Here is a 19,154-nt window from a genome sequence, read left to right as displayed (position 1 = left end):
ATGATTAAATTTGCCTTAATTGATACTATATGGTTATGAATAAAAAAAGTGTTGCCGTAGTAATGGGAGGCTATTCCGATGAATATGTTGTTTCCTTAAAAAGCGGACAATTGATTTATGATTCTCTGGACGGAAATCTCTATGATGTATATAAGGTAGTAGTCCTTAAAGATGAATGGTATTTTTTAGGGGAAAATGACACAAAATATGCCATCAACAGAGGAGATTTTTCTGTGACTTTAGATAATGGTGAAAACTTAAAATTTGATGTTTGTTTCAATATCATCCACGGAACCCCGGGAGAAAACGGAATTCTTCAGGCATATTGGGATGCTATTGGACAAAAATATACAGGCTGCGATTTTTATCAGAGTGCTCTTACTTTCAATAAAAAAGACACTCTTGCCGTATTATCAAAATACGGAATTCCTTCTGCTAAAAGTATTTATTTAAGAAAAGGGGAAGACATCAATGTGGATAAAATTGTAGCAGAATTGAATCTCCCACTATTTGTAAAACCTAACCAGTCCGGTTCTTCTCTGGGAATTTCAAAAGTAAAAGAAAAATCAGAACTTATTGCTGCCACTGAAATTGCATTCAAGGAAGATGACGAAATCCTGATCGAAAGTTTCCTGGATGGAATGGAAGTCTCCGTAGGCGTTATTGATTTTAAAGGAGAAACCATTGTTTTGGGAATCACAGAAATTGTTCCTACCAATGAGTTTTTTGATTACGAGGCAAAATATGAAGGTGCTTCTGAAGAAATTACACCGGCAAGAATTGACGAGGAAACCACAAAAAGAGTGGAAGAAATCGCTAAAAGAGCTTATAATTCATTAGGAATGAGTGGTTTTTCGAGAAGTGAATACATTCTGATGAACGGAATTCCTTATATGCTTGAAATGAATACCAACCCAGGATTCTCTCCTGCAAGTATTCTCCCTCAACAGGCAAGACATTATGGAATTTCCATCATGGATCTTTGTGGAAATGAAGTTGAAAAAGCACTTAATAAATAAATAGAAGTTAGAAATTAGAGGTTAGAAGTTAGAGATTGAATACACTTTTAACAAATAATCACTACTCAAAATCATAACTCGTACAACATGAAAATTGCTGTTTTCCCTGGGTCTTTTGACCCGATTACACTAGGACATTACGACATTATAGAAAGAGCGGCACCACTATTTGATAAATTAATCATTGCTATAGGGCAAAACTCTCAGAAAAAATATATGTTCCCTCTTGAAAAAAGAATGGAATTTATCCAGAACTCTGTAGCAGAATTCCCCAATGTGGAAGTAGATTATTTTGAAGGACTTACCGTTGATTACTGTTTTGAAAAAAACGCACAATACATTATCAGAGGTCTGAGAAACCCGGCTGATTTCGAGTTTGAAAAAGCAATTGCCCATACCAACAGAACTTTAGCCCACAAAAAACTGGAAACAGTATTCTTACTGACCTCTTCAGGAAAATCTTTCATCAGCAGCAGTATTGTAAGAGAGATCCTTAACCATGGAGGGGAATACGAACTATTGGTTCCTGAATCCGTGAGAGTAGAGCGATAAAAAAATATAATTGATGAGCGATAAATGATAATTGATATAATGGCCAAGAATTTGCTTAAGCAGAAATCATTCATCAATTATCATTTATCAACAATCATTTATAATTATATATGCACGAACAGTTCAATTTTGCAATAGAAGTCCTTGGGACCATTGCCTTTTCCATGTCCGGAAGTTTTGCAGCAATGCAGAAACGGCTGGATCCGTTCGGGGTGCTTATTATTGCATTTGTAACTTCTGTAGGAGGAGGAACTGTGAGAGACCTGCTGCTTGATATCCCTGTTTTCTGGATGCATGATATTCTGATGTGTACCCTGATTCTGGTGACCAGTATTTTTTCAATGATCTTCAAATCTCTTGAGAAAAACTTTAAAGTCACTTTATTTATCTTCGACAGCTTCGGGCTCGGATTATTTACCATAATTGGTGTACAAAAAGGTTTAAATGCAGGAATTCACCCCATGATCTGTATTGCATTAGGAACCATAACCGGCTGTTTTGGCGGTATCATCCGGGATATATTGCTCAACAGGATTCCTTTGATTTTCAGAAAGGAAATTTATGCTACAGCATGTATTGTGGGAGGAGCTGTATTTCTGTTGATGACCAAATATTCTGTACTTTCCTATACTTTTGTACAGATTCTCACCATTCTCCTTATTGTTGCCATACGGACACTTGCTGTAAAATACCACTGGCAGATGCCTAAATTTTACGGCTATGATCATAATAATTCGGAAATGTAATTTAAAAAGACACTTTTTATCTCCACTATAAAAAACAAAAAGTCCTGAAAAATTCAGGACTTTTATAGTATATGTTAGGATGACTAGAAGAATTTTCCTCTGTTTCTCATATTCGGGTTATGCATATGCTTCTGCATGGTTGGCATTTTCAACTGTTCTTTCATCATTTTGATCTGATCGGTCATCATTCCAGCACTGTCTAATCTCTTTGCTTCTTCCAACAGCTTCTGCCCTTCCTGTTTTCTTCCTTTAGAAATAGCTGCTGCCGCCAGATTCAAAGTAGCCATTGCTCTGTCGTGTTTCATATTCAAACCATATTCCAAAGCTTTCTTCATGAAAGGTTCTACTTTTGCAGGATGATCCTGAGCTTGTGTCAACCCTGATAAATAGTGGAAATATCCGTATTGAGTCTTATGAAGCTGTGTTTTATAGTCTGTAATTTTTGATAACCATTCTCCGGCTTTCTCCATATTCTGCTTTCTTAATTGCCAGAATGCCAAAAGGATATATTCATTTTTAAAGAATAGCAAGATGGGAAATGCAGCCAAAAGAAAAACAACAATACCCCATCCCAGATTTCTTGTGAAAATCATCATATAAAGTCCTAACAGGATAAGAAGTGCTGCTACTGCAATTTTTATGTATTTATTCATTATTAAATTTTAGAAGTGCAAAGATAATAAATTTAAGGCTTAAAGTTCAAAAAGTCAATGGTGAATGGTCAATTCGCTGTGCCTGTTAATTTTTATAGCTGTGAGAAATTCACGTTTCACTTTGCAAAGCAAAAATTGACTATTGGCTCTACGCTTCGCTTTTTATTTTTTCAAACGTCTGGAAACAGAAATCATAACCGTTCTTTTCATCTTTCTCATGGCAGATTTCGTTGGTAATTTTCCAGATTTTCGGATCTATTTTCGGAAAGAATGTATCAGCCTGAAGGTCTGCTTTCACCAAAGTAACTTCAAGTTTGTCCACTACATCCATAGTCTGCTCATAGATATTTCCGCCACCAATAACAAAAACTTCTTCATCAATCTTCCTGGCAAATTTCAATGCTTCTTTGATGCTTCCTACAATAAGAATTCCTTCCTCAAACCAATCTTTCTTTCTTGACACAACAATGTTGGTACGGTTCGGAAGAGCTTTTCCAATACTTTCATAGGTCTTTCTCCCCATAATAACCGGATGTCCGGAAGTAATATCTTTAAAATGTTTCAAATCTTTAGGAAGATGCCAAAGCAACTGGTTTTCAAAACCAATTTCATTTTTCTCTCCCATTGCCACCACTATTGTTGTCATTCAAATAATTTTTTACAAAATTAGCACATAATTTGTATATTTGGTTAGCACAAAAAATTTAAAAAAATAAACTATGAAAAATAAAGGATGTCTGGGTGCAGGAACCATTGGTATTGCCCTTCTTATTATTGTTGCAATTCTATTCTTCTGGGGAAAAAGCGGATATAACAGCTTTGTCAACAAAGAACAGACTGTGAACGCAAAATGGTCTAATGTAGAGACTGTTTATCAGAAAAGAGCCAACCTTATTCCTAACCTGGAAAGAACCGTAAAATCGTATTCAAAATTTGAGCAGGAAACTTTAACACAAGTTGTGGAAGCCCGTTCCAAAGCTACTTCCATCAATATTGATCCTACGAATATGACCGAAGCTGATCTGGCTAAATTCCAGGCAGCACAAGGAGAATTATCGGGGGCATTAAGCAGATTGATGGCCGTGGTGGAATCTTATCCTAACCTGAAAGCAGACCAGCAGTATATCAACTTCCAGAGAGAATACACTGCTATTGAAAATAGTATCAGAACTGAAACGGTTTACTATAATGATGCTGCAAAGGATTATAATACTTCCATCAAGACTTTCCCGAATAATATTCTGGCGAATTTCACCAACTTCAAAGAAAAACCTTATTTCAAAGCTGACGCAGGCGCTCAAAAAGCTCCTGAAGTATTCAAATAATAATGGGTAATTTCCTAACAAATCAACAGATCGCTTCCCTTGTGGAAGCGATTCAGTCTGCGGAAGATCATTCTACGGGAGAGATCAGAGTGCATATTGATTCCAATACGGAAAACCGCGATGCCAAGACTGCATTTGAAGTTTTCAAAAAACTGGCTATGGATAAAACAGCAGACAGAAATGCAGTACTCTTCCATGTCAATTTTGAACAGAAATATCTTACCATCATTGGAGATACCGGCATTCATGAAAAAGTAAAACAGTCTTACTGGGATCATCTTCACGATTATATCACCGCAGAATTTGCCAAAGGAAATTATTATCAGGCTCTGAAAAGTGCCATCCTGGAAACAGGACTTGAACTCAAAAAACATTTTCCTGTAGAAGGAGAAAACCCAAACCAACTTCCAAATGAAATTACGTTCTCTTAAAATAGTATTTTCATTTTTACTGCTCTGCTTTTACACTTTTGTATCAGCACAATATACCATTCCTGAAAAGCCAGCAGTGCTTTATCCTGTTTTTGATGAAGCCGGATTACTTTCCCAGCAGGAAAAAGATGCACTTAATCATAAACTGATCAAGTTTGCAGATTCTACCTCAACGGAAATTGAAGTTGTCATCATCCGTTCTACCAAAGGAGAAGATGTAAATTTTCTGGCCACCATGTTTGGTGAAAAATGGAAAATCGGAAAAAAAGGAGTAGACAACGGAGTGGTTTTCCTTATCGCAACAGAAGACAGAACGATGTCTATCCAACAGGGGCGTGCCGTAGAGCAATACCTTACCGCTTCAGTAGCTGGACAGATCTTAGATTACATCGTCACCCCAAATTTCAAAAAAGGACTTTGGTATGAAGGGATCAATGGTGGAACCTCAGCGATTATGGAGGCTGTTGAGGGAAAATTCAAACCTGTAGCTACAACGGCTCCTTCCGGTAATGGAAGTGCCTTTAAAGTTCTTATCATTGCTTTTATTATTTTCATCATCATTGCTATCCTTTTTGGAAACAGAGGTGGTGGACGTGGCGGAAATAATGACGACGATGATGATGTGATCATCACCAGAAGAGGACGCAGAAATTATCCTGGCGGTTTCTTCCCATTCCCTGGCAGCTTCGGAGGAGGTGGCTTTGGCGGTGGAAGTTCAGGTGGCGGAGGCGGATTCGGAGGCTTCGGCGGCGGTGGAAGTTTCGGAGGAGGCGGTGCATCCGGTGGATGGTAATCAAGAAATATTCAAAAATGATATAGAATCAGATCATCACGATCTGATTTTTTTTATTTAAAAAACAAAATAATACTGATTTATTAACTTTTATTAATGTTAAATTGATATTTAGCTGTTAAAAAGTTAATAAAACATCATAAAAACCACCTTTTATTCAATATTTTTTCACTATATTTACGGAAAACAGGATTATGAAGAAGACGCTGGTAGTATTTGCACACCCTTATCTGGAGCACTCCAATTCGAATGTAGAGCTCATCAATTTCTACGTTCGCCACCAGCATTATACCCTGAGAGATCTTTACGAAGAATATCCTGACTTTCATATCGCAGCTTTCCGGGAAAGGAAACGCCTTAAAAACTATGAACGTTTTATCTTCCAGTTTCCCCTGATATGGTTCGGAATGCCTCCTCTTCTCAGATTATGGATTGATGAAGTTTTCGACAGAGACTGGCTGAAAGAGGGCGAACATAATCCGCTCGAAGGAAAAGAAGTCTATATTCTGGTAACCACAGGCGGAAAAGAAAGGTCTTTCAGCAAAACCGGCACTTATCAATATACCATAGATGAACTCATCAGCGGGCTTATTGTTTCATTAAAAGTTTTCAAAGCAGATATTAAGCATATCAAAATCGTATACGAAGCCAATAAGCTCTCTAAAAAAGAAATTATTTTACATAAAAAAGAATTTACAGAACTACTCAATCAATAGCATATGGAATCCAGCTTAGCGATGAACACATTAATTTTCCTCGGTGTAGCCATTATTATGGTTCCATTAGCCAGGAAATTAGGGTTGAGTTCTGTCATCGGTTATATTTTAGGAGGAATTATCATAGGCCCTTACGTCCTTAAACTTACAGGAAACAATGTCAATGACATTATGCATGCCAGCGAGTTTGGAGTGATCATGCTTTTGTTTTTGGTAGGTCTGGAACTGGAGCCCCGGAAGTTCTGGGAAATGCGAAAGAAAATAATGGGTCTTGGACTTTCTCAGATGGCCCTTACCATTCTTCTGCTTTTCCTGGTATTCACAAGCGTAGGCTGGAGAGTAGACAAAGCCATTGCTATTGCCATGTGTTTTGCCCTATCTTCTACAGCTATTGTTCTGCAGACTTTACAAGAAAAAAACAACCTCAAGACTACCGCTGGAGAAGCTTCATTTTCTACCCTGCTGTTTCAGGATATTTCGGTAATTCCTATTCTGGCCATATTGCCTATTCTGGCCAATTATAAAGCCAAGCATCATGACAATGAAATTCAGATTCTGATCCAGAAACTCCCGGAATGGCTTCAGGCCGGGACGGTTATTTTCGGAGTAGCATTGCTTATTTTATTGGGGCGATATGTATTTGTTCCTTTTCTGCGCTATGTTTCAAAATCGGGAATGTCAGAGCTATTGACTGCTTCTTCATTATTTCTGGTTATTGGGGTTTCGGAGCTGATGGTGGTGATCGGCCTTTCACCTGCTTTAGGTGCTTTCCTGGCAGGAGTAATGCTTGCCAACAGTGAATTCCGTCATGAGCTGGAAGCACAGATTGATCCGTTCAAAGGCTTGCTTTTAGCTGTTTTCTTTGTGAGTGTAGGGTCTACCATTAATTTTAATATTATCCAGCAAGATCCCTTATTTATCTTCAGTACTGTTTTTGCCGTGCTGGCTGTAAAATTCGTTGTTTTATACACCATTGGAAAATTTTTCAGGATAGATACTCCCCAAAGTCTTTTTTATGCCTTTGCCCTTTCTCAGGTTGGAGAATTTGCATTTGTACTGCTTAATTATGCATCAGATCTTTATCTTTTAGGGCCGGAGATGAATGCACAGATGATGGCTGTTACGGCAATTACCATGTGTATCACTCCTATACTGCTTATTATTAATGATAAATTTATCACTCCGAAATTCATTAAAGAAATTCCAGAGGAAGAACATGATTATAATATTCTCGACAGCGATGTTGCTCAAAAGAAAATTATTATTGTTGGTTTCGGGCATTTTGGAAGTACCGTGGGACGTCTTTTAAAAGCCAATAAAATATCAGCTACCGTTTTGGACCGGGATTCTGACCGTGTGAAACTGCTTAGAAGTTATGGTTTCAAAGTATATTATGGTGACGCAACGAGGATTCCTATTTTAAGAGCGGCAGGAATTGAAGATGCTGAAATTCTCGTTTTATGTCTGGATGATCCGGATGATAATAAGTTTATTGCAGAACTTGTCCGTGAACATTATCCCAATGTGAAAATTTTTGTAAGGGCAAAAAACAGAATTGATGCTTATGATTATCTGAACAGCGGAGTCAATCACATTTACCGTGAAACATTAGGAACTGCAGTGGATATGGCTGTGGATGTACTTCATGAAACGGGAATGAGAAAATACGCAGCAAGACGTCTCGGGCAAAGATTTATGGCTATTGATAAAGCGTCAATCCGGAAGCTGGCAAAAATGAAGGAAAATGATGAAGACATTACCCTGTTTACTACAAAAGAAATCCTCCAGCGTGAGGAGGATTTATTGGCTTATGATAATCTTAATTTTGATAATAAAAACTGGGAAGGTTCCTCATCCGCTGATGAAGAAGATGAAGAGGAAACCCAGGATTAATTTATTGGATGTTTACGCTTCCACCGCTGCTTTCGTCTTTTATCACGCTCTTAAGCTCTCCTTTTTTCGAGATATCTACACTTCCACCAGATGATGCCCCAGCATTTACACTGGAAACAGCACTTATATGAATACTTGCTCCACTGGAAGCATCTGCTTCCACGTCATCAGCAATAACATTTTTAGCAGAAACACTGCTTCCCGAAGAAGCACTCACATCTACCTTTTTTGCCTTTCCGGAAAGATCAAGGGTTGATCCTGATGAAGATTCAATATCAAGATTTACTGCCCATATTTTCCCATCGAAGCTACTGCTGCTGCTTACATTGATATCCATATCATTAGCTTCAAGGTCTCCAGAAATACTTCCAGCACTTGATGCTTCAATATCTGTTTTTTCCTGGGTAAATTTATCTTTTACAATAATTCTTGCTGCTGAATCGGCAAGGAGTTTTTTAAAGTCTTTGGCATAAATCTTCGCTGTCACTTTACTGATATTCATCACTCTGATCCCTGGCTTATAATGAATGTGCAGTTTCCCGCCATCATTATCCACCAGAATTTCATCAATGATACTTTGAGGGGCTGAGATTTCAACTTTCTCAGTTTCAGATTTTATAATTTCTGCTTCAATGGCCTGTGAAACCTGAATTTCATCAAAATCACCATTAAATTCCTTATGCTGTATCGGGCCGCTTTCTTTGCTCACTACTTTCTCTACCCAATTACTTTTGTCTCCTTCCCGGTCTCTGTTTCTGTTCTCATGTTTATCATTACATGAGGCTAAAGCCACTAAGGCTGAAAAAATAAATAAAGTACTTGTTTTCATGCTTATTCCTTTTGTTAATTTTTTTATTGATTTCTTTATTTAAATAACAACTAATTTATAAAAAATATTACATTACATTTGAAAATACTGTAAATACCACAAAGGGCTTAAAGAAATACATCCGCCGAAATATGTTCTATGATACAAGTTTTTAATATCTTTATGCTTTAATAACAACTATATTTATGAAGAATATTTCATCGGTATTATTAATTTCTGCCTTGGCGTTCAATCAATCTTGTACTACAATGAAACAGACCGATATTCAACAGGAGCTTCCTGCACCTGATCCCTCTTTAGCTTCCAATCCTTTTATGAAGAAGAGCAAGCTTCAATACGAAGCTCCGGAGTTTGACAAAATCAAAAACGAACACTTCAAACCTGCTTTTAACTATGGTTTAAAGCAACATGAAGCTGAAATTATAAAAATTGCCAACAATCCGGCTGCCCCTACTTTTGAAAATACCATCGTTGCATTGGAAAAAAGTGGTGAAGTACTGAGAAGAGCACAAATTGTGTTTTCAAATCTTACCAGTGCAAATACCAACCCTACTTTGCAGGCTCTGGATGAAGAATATGCCCCTATTTTTGCTGCCCATTCTGACAAACTGTACCTGAATGAAAATCTTTTCAAAAGAATACAATCCATCAAAGAAGATGGTCTGGATTCTGAAAGCAAAAGACTGGTACAATATTATAAGCAGAATTTTGAAATTGCAGGAGCTAACCTTTCTGCAGCGGATAAAGAAAAATTAAAGCAGCTCAATCAGGAACTGGCCTCTCTTTCTACACAATATGCCAACAAATTACTGGAAGCAAGAAAGCAAGGTGGAGTTTTCTTCTCAGACGCCAAAGAACTGGACGGACTTTCTGCTGATGAAATTGCAGCGGCAGCAGCTGATGCCAAAACTGCAGGACAACCGGGAAAATATCTTCTGGCTTTACAAAATACAACACAGCAGCCTCTTTTACAAAATTTAAAAAACAGAGCAACCAGAGAAAAGCTATTTAAAGCTTCATGGACAAGAGCTGAGAAAGGAGATGCTAATGATACAAGATCAACGATAGAGCAGCTTGCCAAACTAAGATTGAAGAAAGCACAGATTTTAGGCAAGAAAAACTTTGCAGAATGGAAACTTCAGGATCAGATGGCAAAAACACCTGAAGCGGCTACTAAACTGATGAACCAGATTGCTACTCCGGCAGTAGAAACGGCAAGACGTGAAGCAAAAGATATCCAGGATCTTATTGATCAGCAGAAAGGAGGCTTCAAAGTAGAACCCTGGGACTGGAATTTCTATGCTGAACAGGTAAGAAAAGCTAAGTTTGACCTTGATGAAAGTGAAATTAAACCTTATTTTGAAATTACAACCGTTCTTGAAAAAGGAGTTTTCTTTGCTGCTGAAAAATTCTACGGACTTACATTCAAAAAGAGAACAGATCTTCCGGTTTATCATCCGGACGTAGTAACATATGAAGTTTTCGATCATGATGGAAAATCTATTGCCATTTACTATCTGGATTTCTATACAAGGGATTCTAAAAACGGTGGTGCATGGATGAGTAATTTTGTTGAGCAGTCTTATTTACTGGGAACAAAACCTGTAATCGTGAACTGCTACAATTATCAGAAACCTGCTCCGGGAAAACCTTCCTTAATCAGTTATGATGATGTTTCAACCATCTTCCATGAATTTGGCCACTCTATTCACGGAATGTTTGCCAGCCAAAAATATCCTTCACTTTCAGGAACGAATGTACCGAGAGACTTTGTGGAATTCCCATCCCAGATTAATGAGCACTGGGCTTTAGATCCTGTTGTTCTGAAGAATTATGCTGTACATTATGAAACAAAACAACCTATTCCACAGGCTTTGGTAGATAAGATCAAAAAGGCATCTACTTTCAACCAGGGGTATATGACTACTGAGTTGGTTTCTGCTGCTGAACTCGATATGGATTGGCATACAGTAAGCAATGAAAATCAGTTTATTCCTGTTTTAGATTTTGAAAAGCAGTCTTTAGCCAGCCATGGATTTAATCTGACCACAGTTCCGCCAAGATATCACACGCCTTATTTTGCACACATCTGGGGAGGTGGATATTCTGCAGGATACTATGCTTATTTATGGTCTGAAACATTGGATAACGATGCATGGGAATGGATCAGTAAAAATGGCGGATTGACCAGAGAAAATGGTGACCGTTTCAGAAAATATATTCTTTCAGTTGGAAATTCTGTAGATCTGAACCAGGCATTCAGAGACTTCACAGGACACGATCCGGATATCAAACCTTTATTGAGAAACAGAGGGTTTATTAAATAAATCAAGGGAAGCATTCTTTAATCAGAGTGCTTCTTTTTTATACCTATCTGTGATAAATAAAATTTTCTATGTTTCGGCTAAAGCCGGTGGATTTTTGTTTATTTATTTTGAACGGGCTAAAGCCCGTTTCTATTGAATATAGAACAATTCAACATATTAATTCCATTATAAAATTCAAATAGGCAGAACTCCTTTCTAATGAGATTCATTATTTTTGCAGTTCAAAATTTAAAATACAATATAATGGACTGTCCGTGCTGTTCAGGAAAATCATATGAAGAATGCTGCAAGCCTTATCATACCGGAGAAAAACATGCTCCTACGGCTGAAGCTCTGATGCGCTCAAGATTTTCTGCTTTTGCCATTCCGAATGGTGAATACCTGATGGAGACTACCCTTCCGGGAAAAAGAAAATACCACAATAAGAAAGATCTTCAGGAATGGGGAGAAATCAACCAATGGACAAAACTGGAAATCATCAGAACTCCGGCTTTAAACCATGTAGAATTTAAGGCTTATTATACCGATCAGGACGGCCATCCGCAAGTTCATCATGAGTTTTCTGTTTTTCAGAAGATGCACGAACGTTGGTATTATGTTTCCGGGGAGTTTTTGGATGAGGAAACGGATTGAGAAAATATAATGTAGTGATGCTTTGCGAATAGAACCACCCCGTCAAAAATTCTTTGAATTTTCGTCGCTCCTCCGGTGAAGGGAAATACCAAGCATTCAATACCTATTATAACTTTATAAATAAAATGAGCCACAGATAATTCTGTGACTCATTTTTTATCTCTAAAAATATCCGAAATAACCGGACATTTTTTTATTTTCTAGTGAGCTTCGTTTCCGTCAATTCCGTGAGCATGACCATGCGCCAGCTCTTCTTCAGTTGCCGGACGAGTGCTTAAAACTTCCACGTCGAAATCTAATACTTTTCCAGCCATCGGGTGGTTAAGATCTGCTACTACAACTTCCGGAGTAATTTCTACTACAAAAGCCTGGAAGTTATTCCCCTGATTATCTGATAAAGGTAAAATAGCTCCTACAGGCGGAAGTCCTGATTCTTTAAACATTTCCACTGGTAACTGTGCAATAGCATCCGGCTGTCTTTCACCGTAAGCTTCTTCAGGCTGAATTACAAAAGCCGCTTTATCCCCAGCTTTTAAACCTAAGATATTTTGTTCAAATTTTGGAATCATCATTCCCACACCATACAAAAATGTAAGTGGATTTTCTGTTGTTGTCTCTTCTACAAGAATCTTACTTCCATCTGGTTCGATCGTATGAAGTATATACTTTACAGCTACAACGTGATTGTTTTCGATTGTCATATTTTTTCTTTTTTTCGTGATTTCGTCTCACGATTAATCATACAAATATACTCTTTTTGAAATGATTCAATGAGCCTGGAGGCTGGAGGTTGGAAGAAGGAAGCTATGAAAGGCATAAAGAAATGGAGATTTTCTTTTTACAGCCTTTATTTTTTTCTACTTTCGTCTCTCTTTTTTTGTCTTAGCATAAAGAGATACAGGCTCTCCACTTTTGTTCTGGCCCATGGTGTTTTCCGTAGAAATTTCAGGGAAGAACTTATGCTGGGGTTATCTGTAAAACATTTTATATTGATCTGTTCGCCCAGCCTTTCAAAACCTTGATAATATTCTACCAGTTCTTCCAGGATAGCATCAAGTCTTTTTCCGTGTAAAGGATCTTTGGACTGCTGTTCCATCTTTTTTTTGCAAAATTAATTGATTATAAGTTTATATGGAAATCTACACCTCTTCTTCCCTTTTTGTTTCTTATTTTTGAAGAAGCTATTTCTTACCCATAAAAAACATGAGCAAAAACAACGAAGCGAACAGGAAGAAAAATAAAAAGAAAATTGATCAGAAAAAACGTAAAATACAAAATGCAGAAGCTGAAAGAAAAGCAAGGTTAAAACAAATCCGGGAAGATTTCAAAGCAAGAGAAGCTGACAATAAGCTATAATTGTCTTGATCAGAAGTAAGGGAAACCTTATTTTTTTAAATTAAGTATTCTCTATCTTTACATTGTAATAGCTGTAAAATAATTCTCTGCGAAACAACTTGAAAATTACGCTGCATATACTCTTTTTAATTCTCAAATTTACATTATGAAAATCCTCCACACTGCCGACTGGCATTTGGGTAAGCGTCTCGACCGTTTTTCAAGACTTGAAGAACAGGTTTTGGTTATGAATGAAATTGTTCAGATTGCTGATGAACAAAACGTTGATATGGTTTTAATTGCCGGTGATCTTTTCGATAATTTCAATCCAGGTGTTGAGGCTGCTGAACTTTTTTATAAAACATTAAAACGTTTATCCCTGAACGGAAAACGTCCTGTAATTGCTATTTCCGGTAATCATGATTCTCCCAGCTTAATCAATGCTCCCGATCCTCTGGCAAGAGAGTGCGGAATTATTTTAATCGGTCATCCCAAAGCGGAAATTGTACCTTTCGGTACGGAACATTTTAGTATCATCAACTCGAAAGAAGGTTTTATCGAGCTGAAAATTGACAGCATACCGTTTCCGGTAAGAATTCTTCACACACCTTTTGCAAATGAAATCCGGTTAAAGGAATACTTTGGTGAAAATAAAGAAGAAGAAATTAACAAAGTTCTTGCACAGGAATGGAAAAATCTTGCGGATCAGTTCTGTGATGTTACCGGAGTCAATCTTCTGACAGCTCATTTATACATGAATAAAAGAGGTGCGGCAATTCTCGAGGAACCGGAAGGAGAAAAGCCGATTAAGATAGGAAATGCAGACCTTATTTTTTCGGACAGTATTCCTGAGCAGATTCAATATACGGCATTAGGTCACCTTCATGGCTTTCAGAATATCGGAACGAAGGAAAAGCCTGTGATTTATTCATCCTCTCCTCTGTGCTACAGTTTCAGTGAAGCCGGACAGACCAAATATGTTTCCATTATTGATGCAGAACCTGGAAAAACAGTTTCCTACGAAAAGAAACTGTTGAAAAGCGGCAGAGCTTTAGTCCGAAAAACATTTAGTTCCATTGAGGATGCTGTTCAATGGCTGGGTGAAAATCCCAATACATTTATTGAACTTACGCTGGAAAGCGAAACTTTTTTAACGGCTGACGAAAGAAGAATCATTTATCAGTCCCATAATGGAATTGTACACCTTATCCCTAAAATAAAAAATCTGGAATTGGCAGAAAATCAAAACCAGGAGATCAATTTAAGTCAGGATATTGATATTTTATTCAAGGATTATTTTAAATCCAAAAACGGCGGGCAGGAAGCCAATGAAGAACTGATGAATTTGTTTAACGAAATTTTAAATGCATAAGCCATGATCCCTGTTCAATTAACTATCGAAGGACTTTACTCGTACCGGGAACGCCAAACCATTGATTTCAGAAATCTCACTGAGGCGGGTCTGTTTGGGATTTTCGGAGCTGTGGGTTCCGGAAAATCATCAGTTCTTGAGGCCATTTCGTTTGCTTTATACGGTGAAACGGAACGTCTGAATATGCGCGATAAAAGGGCTTATAACATGATGAATTTAAAATCAAACAGTTCTTATATAGAATTTGATTTTGTAAATTATGAGAATAAATTGTTCCGTGCTTCCCGTGATTTTAAGCGAAATTCAAAGAAATTCGAAGAGGTAAAACCTAATGCCGTTACTTTTTATGAGAACATCAATGGCAAATGGATTCCTTTGGATCATTCGAATGCAGAAGCTATTATTGGCTTAAGCTATTCCAACTTCAAAAGAACCATCATTATTCCGCAGGGACAGTTCAAAGAATTCCTTGAATTGGGTGCTGCAGAAAGAACGAATATGATGAAGGAGATCTTCAATCTTCAAAAATTTGACCTCCAGAACAATGTTTCTGTACTCAATGTAAAAAACAGATCTGAACTGGATCAGCTGGAAGGACAGTTAAAAGGTTTCGAAGAAATCAATGAAGAGAAAATCCGGATTCAGAAAGAGCTGCTTGCAGAGGAACAAAAAAAACTCTCCGAATCCAATGAAAAACTGGAAAAGGTTTCCAAGGCCTATCAACAGCTTAAAAACCTGAAAAGTGACTTTGACAGTTTACAGCAAAACAAAGAAAAATTCAGTAAACTCTCAGAAGAAAAGCCTCAGATGGATGCTCTGGAAATACAGGCAGAATTATACGACAGGATTTTCAGAATTTTCAACCCTTTGATTATTGAGAAAAATAAACTCTCAAAAGAAATTGCTTCAAAACGAAACGAAAAGGAACAACAAATCAAAGACTGGCAGGAAACTGAAAAGGTTTTTAATACTGTAAAAGAACAGCTCATGGTCCTTGAACCACAGTTTAAAGCCTTAGAGCAATCCAGAATTCAGGAAAATGATCTGAACCTTATCATCCAGATCCTGAAATTTTCTGAAGAAATCAAGATCCTGAACGAAAGAACCCGAAAAGGTTCTGAAAAAGTAAAAGAAGTAGATCTTCATAAAGAAAAAATTCAAAAGACCATTGATGAGCTTTCCGTACAGATTAAAACCTTAAAAGAACAAAAACTGGATTCTGCCCTGCTTTCTGAAGTGGGCAACTGGTTTATTCAGCAAAAGAATTTAAAAAAATCGCTTCAGGAACAAGCTGAAAAGATCGGGAAACATCAAAAGCAGATCGGAGAAATTACAGAAGAATTAAAGCCTTTTGCTTATACCAAAAATTATAAAGAAGATTTCAGAATCAGAAAAGAAACCTTAGAGACTCAAAAAAAGGAACTTTCCCAGAAACTGGATCATCTCAAAATACAAAAAGAACTTTCCCGTTTTGCCAGTGAACTTCATGACGGAGAAAACTGCCCGCTCTGTGGTTCTAAAGAACATCCGCATATTGTGGAATTTCATGATGTAAATACTGAACTACAGGAAATTCAGGAGAAAATAGCATCGCTTGAACAGGAAGGAACAGGACTTCAAAAGCAGGAGGCTGAAATTGACAAGATTCTGGACCGTAAAAAGATCTTTGAGGAACAGCTTCTTTCGGAACAAAAGATACTTCTGCAGATTCAGAAGGATATTGAAAATCATCTGCTGAATTTCACCTGGAAACAATTTGCTTCCAACCAGGAAGAGGAATTTGAGAAAAAACGCTCAGACTCGTTTACGCTGGAGAAAAAGATTGAAGAAACGGAACGGAATATCGCTTTAGCCAGGGAAAATTTTGACAGAGAATCCAAAACACTGGAAAAATATAAGAGTGCTCTGGAAGCTTTCCGTCTGGAAGAAGTTTCGAAGCAGGAGCAAATTAATATCAGCCGTTCCGGTCTTAAAATTCTCGAATGGGATCTGTATGCTCAAAAGGAAATAAAAGAAATTGAAGAATCGTATCAGAAGCTTGCTTATTCTAATAAAGAGATTGAAGAAAATTACCTGAAAACTGTAGAACAGGAAAAAATTCTTTCTCCGAAACTGGCAGAGCAAAAGGCTATTGTAAGCCAATCTGAAAAGCAGATTACAGAGCTGGAGAAGGAAATTTCAGGGAATGAAGAGGCAGTTATCAAAGCATTGGCTGATCAAAATTTCACAGAATTTAAAGACGTTGAGAATATTTTACTTCAGGAAATTGATGTTCAGCTGGTGAGGACTAAAGTTCAGTTTTTCAAAGTTGAATTTGAAGCTTTAAAGAAATTCATCGGAGAGCTGGAGTTAAAACTGAAAGGCCTTTCGTTCAATAACGAACAGTTTTCTATCGCTGAACAGCAGTTCACCGAAGCACAAACCGAACAAAAGCAGATTAGTGATTCTGTAGTCACAAAAACTGCTGAAATAGATCGTCTGGAAAAGGAATTTGTAAAAAAAGAGGAACTTCTGAAAGAACTTGCACAACTTCAAAAACGCTCAGAAAATTTAAAAATCATGATGAATCTTTTTAAAGGTGCGGGTTTTGTACAATATGTTTCATCTATTTATCTGAGACAGCTTTGTGATCATGCTAATGTGCGTTTTCACCGGATGACCAGAAATCAGCTGAGCCTCCAGCTGAATGAGAATAACGATTTTGAAATTATTGATTACCTCAACGAAGGAAAAAGCAGAAGTGTCAAAACACTTTCCGGAGGCCAGGCATTTCAGGTATCTTTAAGTCTGGCTCTGGCTCTTGCAGAAAGTGTTCAGGCCAATGCGCAGGCCGATAAAAATTTCTTCTTTATTGATGAAGGTTTCGGAACTCAGGATACGGAATCTGTGAATATCGTTTTTGAAACGCTCACCAATCTGATGAAAGAAAACAGGATTGTAGGAATTATTTCGCACGTTGAAGAGCTGAAAGAGAAAATCCCAACGGCGCTCAACATTATTAAAGACGAAGAAAGAGGAAGTCTGATTGAGATTGTTTAATACTATATTTAAAACGACAAAAGCCACAAAAGAAACAGATCTTTCGTGGCTTTCACACCTCACAAACTTTCCTGTTACAGTCCTTTTATAACAGGCTTCACTTCATTACCAAACAATTCTATAGATTTCATCATCACATCATGAGCAGGATCTCCTACATCCATGTGTCCGATAAACCTTGTAATTCCGAAAATCTCTTTCATATAAGCAATCTTATCTGCTACTTCTGCCGGACTTCCGATAAATAATGCACCGTCTTTACTTCTTCCGCCATCATACTGCGCTTTTGTGTAAGGAGCCCAACCTCTGGAAGCTCCAATTCTGTCCATCTGGGATTTATAATTATGGAAATAACCATCTACTACTTTTTGATCATCACTTACAAAAGTATGGGAATGGATTGCGATCTGCATTTTTGAAACATCATGTCCCGCTTTTTGGTATTCCTGCTTATAAAACTCGATCAGATTTCTGAAATGGACAGGCATTCCTCCAATAATAGCTACCACTAAAGGCATTCCAAGCTGTGCTGCACTCAAAACAGACTGCGGAGTTCCTCCAACGGCTCTCCAGATGGAAAGTTTTCCGTCATTTTTTGCTCTTGGGTATACCGTCTGATTCTGCATCGGTGCACGAAGTTTTCCCGACCAGCTTACGTTTTCCTCAGCATTGATTTTTAATAATAATTCTAATTTTTCATCAAATAGCTGTTCATAATCATTCAGTGAATAGCCATACAAAGGAAATGACTCGATGAAACTTCCACGTCCGACAAAGATCTCTGCTCTTCCGTCTGAAATTAAATCCAGCGTTGAAAAATCCTCATACACTTTTACAGGCTCCGAAGAACTCAAAACAGTAACTCCACTGGCCAGTTTTATATTTTTTGTAATGCTTGCTGCTGCTGCCAAAACAATCTCCGGAGAGGAAACAGCATAATCCGGACGGTGATGTTCTCCCATAGCAAAAACATCAATTCCTACCTCATCCATCAATTTTACCTGATCCAGTATTTCACGGATCTTAATTCCTGCATCTCTATATTTCCCGGTTGACTGGTCAAAAGCCAGATCACCGAACATTCCTATTCCTAATTCCATATTGTTGATTTTAGTGATACAAAGTTACCACTATGGAAAATCAAAAACATTGATGTTTGTTAAGATCGGAAGGGCTGTTGAATACTGATGATTCTTTTGTTGGAAAACGCAAAGGCGCAAGGAATTTTTATTTTTATGATTTTTTAAGGCGCAAGAAAATCGAAGATTTTCAACAAAGATTAGTTCTTATAGTATTAGGGATTATAAAATTTTATCGCAGATAAAATCTTTGTGCCCTACGACATAATCCATTAATAATCTTGTGCCTTTGCGTTTTCCAAAAGATTAGCAAAAACAAAAAATCCAGCCGTTCCTGGACTGCCCCCAAAAAGTTAGACACTTTTTAGGGGCATTTTTTTATGTATAGAAAGGAAAAATTTAGCGTTGCTTT

Annotated in this window: 19 protein-coding genes; 13 read left to right on the top strand and 6 right to left on the bottom strand. The window is 37.5% G+C overall.

The genetic code is table 11. The features are described from left to right. The first annotated feature begins 35 nt into the window (after nucleotides 1-35). The 3 genes from AC59HC_RS02040 to AC59HC_RS02030 all read left to right on the top strand — a co-directional run bounded on the left by AC59HC_RS02040 (nucleotide 36) and on the right by AC59HC_RS02030 (nucleotide 2,317). Nucleotides 36-1,019: a D-alanine--D-alanine ligase gene (locus AC59HC_RS02040; protein ID WP_496557918.1), complete on the top strand. Its 984-nt coding sequence runs from the start codon at nucleotides 36-38 to the stop codon at nucleotides 1,017-1,019. Nucleotides 1,020-1,106: 87 nt separating this feature from the next. Beyond that, nucleotides 1,107-1,571: a pantetheine-phosphate adenylyltransferase gene (gene coaD / locus AC59HC_RS02035; protein ID WP_047428484.1), complete on the top strand. Its 465-nt coding sequence runs from the start codon at nucleotides 1,107-1,109 to the stop codon at nucleotides 1,569-1,571. A gap of 110 nt (nucleotides 1,572-1,681) precedes the next feature. After that, nucleotides 1,682-2,317 (top strand): trimeric intracellular cation channel family protein, encoded by a 636-nt coding sequence (locus tag AC59HC_RS02030; protein ID WP_047428487.1) that lies wholly within the window; start codon nucleotides 1,682-1,684, stop codon nucleotides 2,315-2,317. An 83-nt stretch (nucleotides 2,318-2,400) separates the two neighbouring features. On the opposite strand, the gene AC59HC_RS02025 is transcribed toward AC59HC_RS02030, so the two are convergent. Continuing rightward, nucleotides 2,401-2,970: a hypothetical protein gene (locus tag AC59HC_RS02025; RefSeq protein WP_110011721.1), complete on the bottom strand. Its 570-nt coding sequence runs from the start codon at nucleotides 2,968-2,970 to the stop codon at nucleotides 2,401-2,403. A 148-nt stretch (nucleotides 2,971-3,118) separates the two neighbouring features. After that, the gene (locus tag AC59HC_RS02020; protein ID WP_496557917.1) at nucleotides 3,119-3,616 is read right to left on the bottom strand and encodes a dihydrofolate reductase; all 498 of its coding nucleotides are present in this window, start codon (nucleotides 3,614-3,616) and stop codon (nucleotides 3,119-3,121) included. A 73-nt stretch (nucleotides 3,617-3,689) separates the two neighbouring features. On the opposite strand from AC59HC_RS02020, the gene AC59HC_RS02015 reads away from it, so the two are divergent. From AC59HC_RS02015 to AC59HC_RS01995, 5 genes are all read left to right on the top strand, one after another. Further along, nucleotides 3,690-4,295, top strand: coding sequence for a LemA family protein (locus AC59HC_RS02015; protein ID WP_034693337.1), 606 nt, complete (start codon nucleotides 3,690-3,692; stop codon nucleotides 4,293-4,295). 2 nt (nucleotides 4,296-4,297) lie between these two features. Then, nucleotides 4,298-4,726, top strand: a complete 429-nt coding sequence (locus AC59HC_RS02010) for a TPM domain-containing protein (protein ID WP_227942397.1) — start codon at nucleotides 4,298-4,300, stop codon at nucleotides 4,724-4,726. Continuing rightward, nucleotides 4,707-5,519 carry a TPM domain-containing protein gene (locus AC59HC_RS02005; protein WP_062675618.1) on the top strand — a complete coding sequence of 271 codons (813 nt, stop codon included), beginning with the start codon at nucleotides 4,707-4,709 and terminating at the stop codon, nucleotides 5,517-5,519. Before AC59HC_RS02010 ends, AC59HC_RS02005 begins: the two co-directional genes overlap by 20 nt. A 194-nt stretch (nucleotides 5,520-5,713) precedes the next feature. Further along, a complete protein-coding gene (locus AC59HC_RS02000) occupies nucleotides 5,714-6,235 on the top strand; it encodes an NAD(P)H-dependent oxidoreductase (protein WP_110011719.1) in 522 nt (173 codons plus the stop codon). Nucleotides 6,236-6,238: 3 nt separating this feature from the next. After that, nucleotides 6,239-8,128 (top strand): monovalent cation:proton antiporter-2 (CPA2) family protein, encoded by a 1,890-nt coding sequence (locus AC59HC_RS01995; protein ID WP_496557916.1) that lies wholly within the window; start codon nucleotides 6,239-6,241, stop codon nucleotides 8,126-8,128. A 1-nt stretch (nucleotide 8,129) separates the two neighbouring features. Here the strand turns inward: AC59HC_RS01995 and AC59HC_RS01990 are convergent, their stop codons facing one another. Further along, nucleotides 8,130-8,957, bottom strand: a complete 828-nt coding sequence (locus AC59HC_RS01990) for a GIN domain-containing protein (RefSeq protein ID WP_343643041.1) — start codon at nucleotides 8,955-8,957, stop codon at nucleotides 8,130-8,132. A 185-nt stretch (nucleotides 8,958-9,142) separates the two neighbouring features. On the opposite strand from AC59HC_RS01990, the gene AC59HC_RS01985 reads away from it, so the two are divergent. Continuing rightward, nucleotides 9,143-11,284 carry a M3 family metallopeptidase gene (locus tag AC59HC_RS01985; RefSeq protein ID WP_496557915.1) on the top strand — a complete coding sequence of 714 codons (2,142 nt, stop codon included), beginning with the start codon at nucleotides 9,143-9,145 and terminating at the stop codon, nucleotides 11,282-11,284. Nucleotides 11,285-11,527: 243 nt separating this feature from the next. Then, nucleotides 11,528-11,917, top strand: coding sequence for a YchJ family protein (locus AC59HC_RS01980; RefSeq protein ID WP_482398759.1), 390 nt, complete (start codon nucleotides 11,528-11,530; stop codon nucleotides 11,915-11,917). A 200-nt stretch (nucleotides 11,918-12,117) separates the two neighbouring features. Here the strand turns inward: AC59HC_RS01980 and AC59HC_RS01975 are convergent, their stop codons facing one another. Beyond that, on the bottom strand, nucleotides 12,118-12,618 hold the full coding sequence (locus tag AC59HC_RS01975) for an FKBP-type peptidyl-prolyl cis-trans isomerase (RefSeq protein WP_062675624.1): 501 nt from the start codon (nucleotides 12,616-12,618) through the stop codon (nucleotides 12,118-12,120). A 146-nt stretch (nucleotides 12,619-12,764) separates the two neighbouring features. Then, on the bottom strand, nucleotides 12,765-13,013 hold the full coding sequence (locus AC59HC_RS01970; protein ID WP_114820949.1) for a VF530 family protein: 249 nt from the start codon (nucleotides 13,011-13,013) through the stop codon (nucleotides 12,765-12,767). A gap of 107 nt (nucleotides 13,014-13,120) precedes the next feature. On the opposite strand from AC59HC_RS01970, the gene AC59HC_RS01965 reads away from it, so the two are divergent. The 3 genes from AC59HC_RS01965 to AC59HC_RS01955 all read left to right on the top strand — a co-directional run bounded on the left by AC59HC_RS01965 (nucleotide 13,121) and on the right by AC59HC_RS01955 (nucleotide 17,663). Continuing rightward, entirely contained in the window at nucleotides 13,121-13,273 is a 153-nt protein-coding gene (locus AC59HC_RS01965) for a hypothetical protein (RefSeq protein WP_171006328.1), read from the top strand. A gap of 145 nt (nucleotides 13,274-13,418) precedes the next feature. After that, the gene (locus AC59HC_RS01960; protein WP_496557914.1) at nucleotides 13,419-14,624 is read left to right on the top strand and encodes a metallophosphoesterase family protein; all 1,206 of its coding nucleotides are present in this window, start codon (nucleotides 13,419-13,421) and stop codon (nucleotides 14,622-14,624) included. Between the two features lie 3 nt (nucleotides 14,625-14,627). After that, the gene (locus AC59HC_RS01955; RefSeq protein ID WP_496557913.1) at nucleotides 14,628-17,663 is read left to right on the top strand and encodes an SbcC/MukB-like Walker B domain-containing protein; all 3,036 of its coding nucleotides are present in this window, start codon (nucleotides 14,628-14,630) and stop codon (nucleotides 17,661-17,663) included. A gap of 74 nt (nucleotides 17,664-17,737) precedes the next feature. Here the strand turns inward: AC59HC_RS01955 and AC59HC_RS01950 are convergent, their stop codons facing one another. Further along, a complete protein-coding gene (locus tag AC59HC_RS01950; protein WP_496557912.1) occupies nucleotides 17,738-18,763 on the bottom strand; it encodes an LLM class flavin-dependent oxidoreductase in 1,026 nt (341 codons plus the stop codon). Nucleotides 18,764-19,154 lie beyond the last annotated feature (391 nt).

Source organism: Chryseobacterium sp. DZ-32 (assembly GCF_059587025.1).
This window is presented reverse-complemented; position numbering and strand designations above follow the sequence as displayed.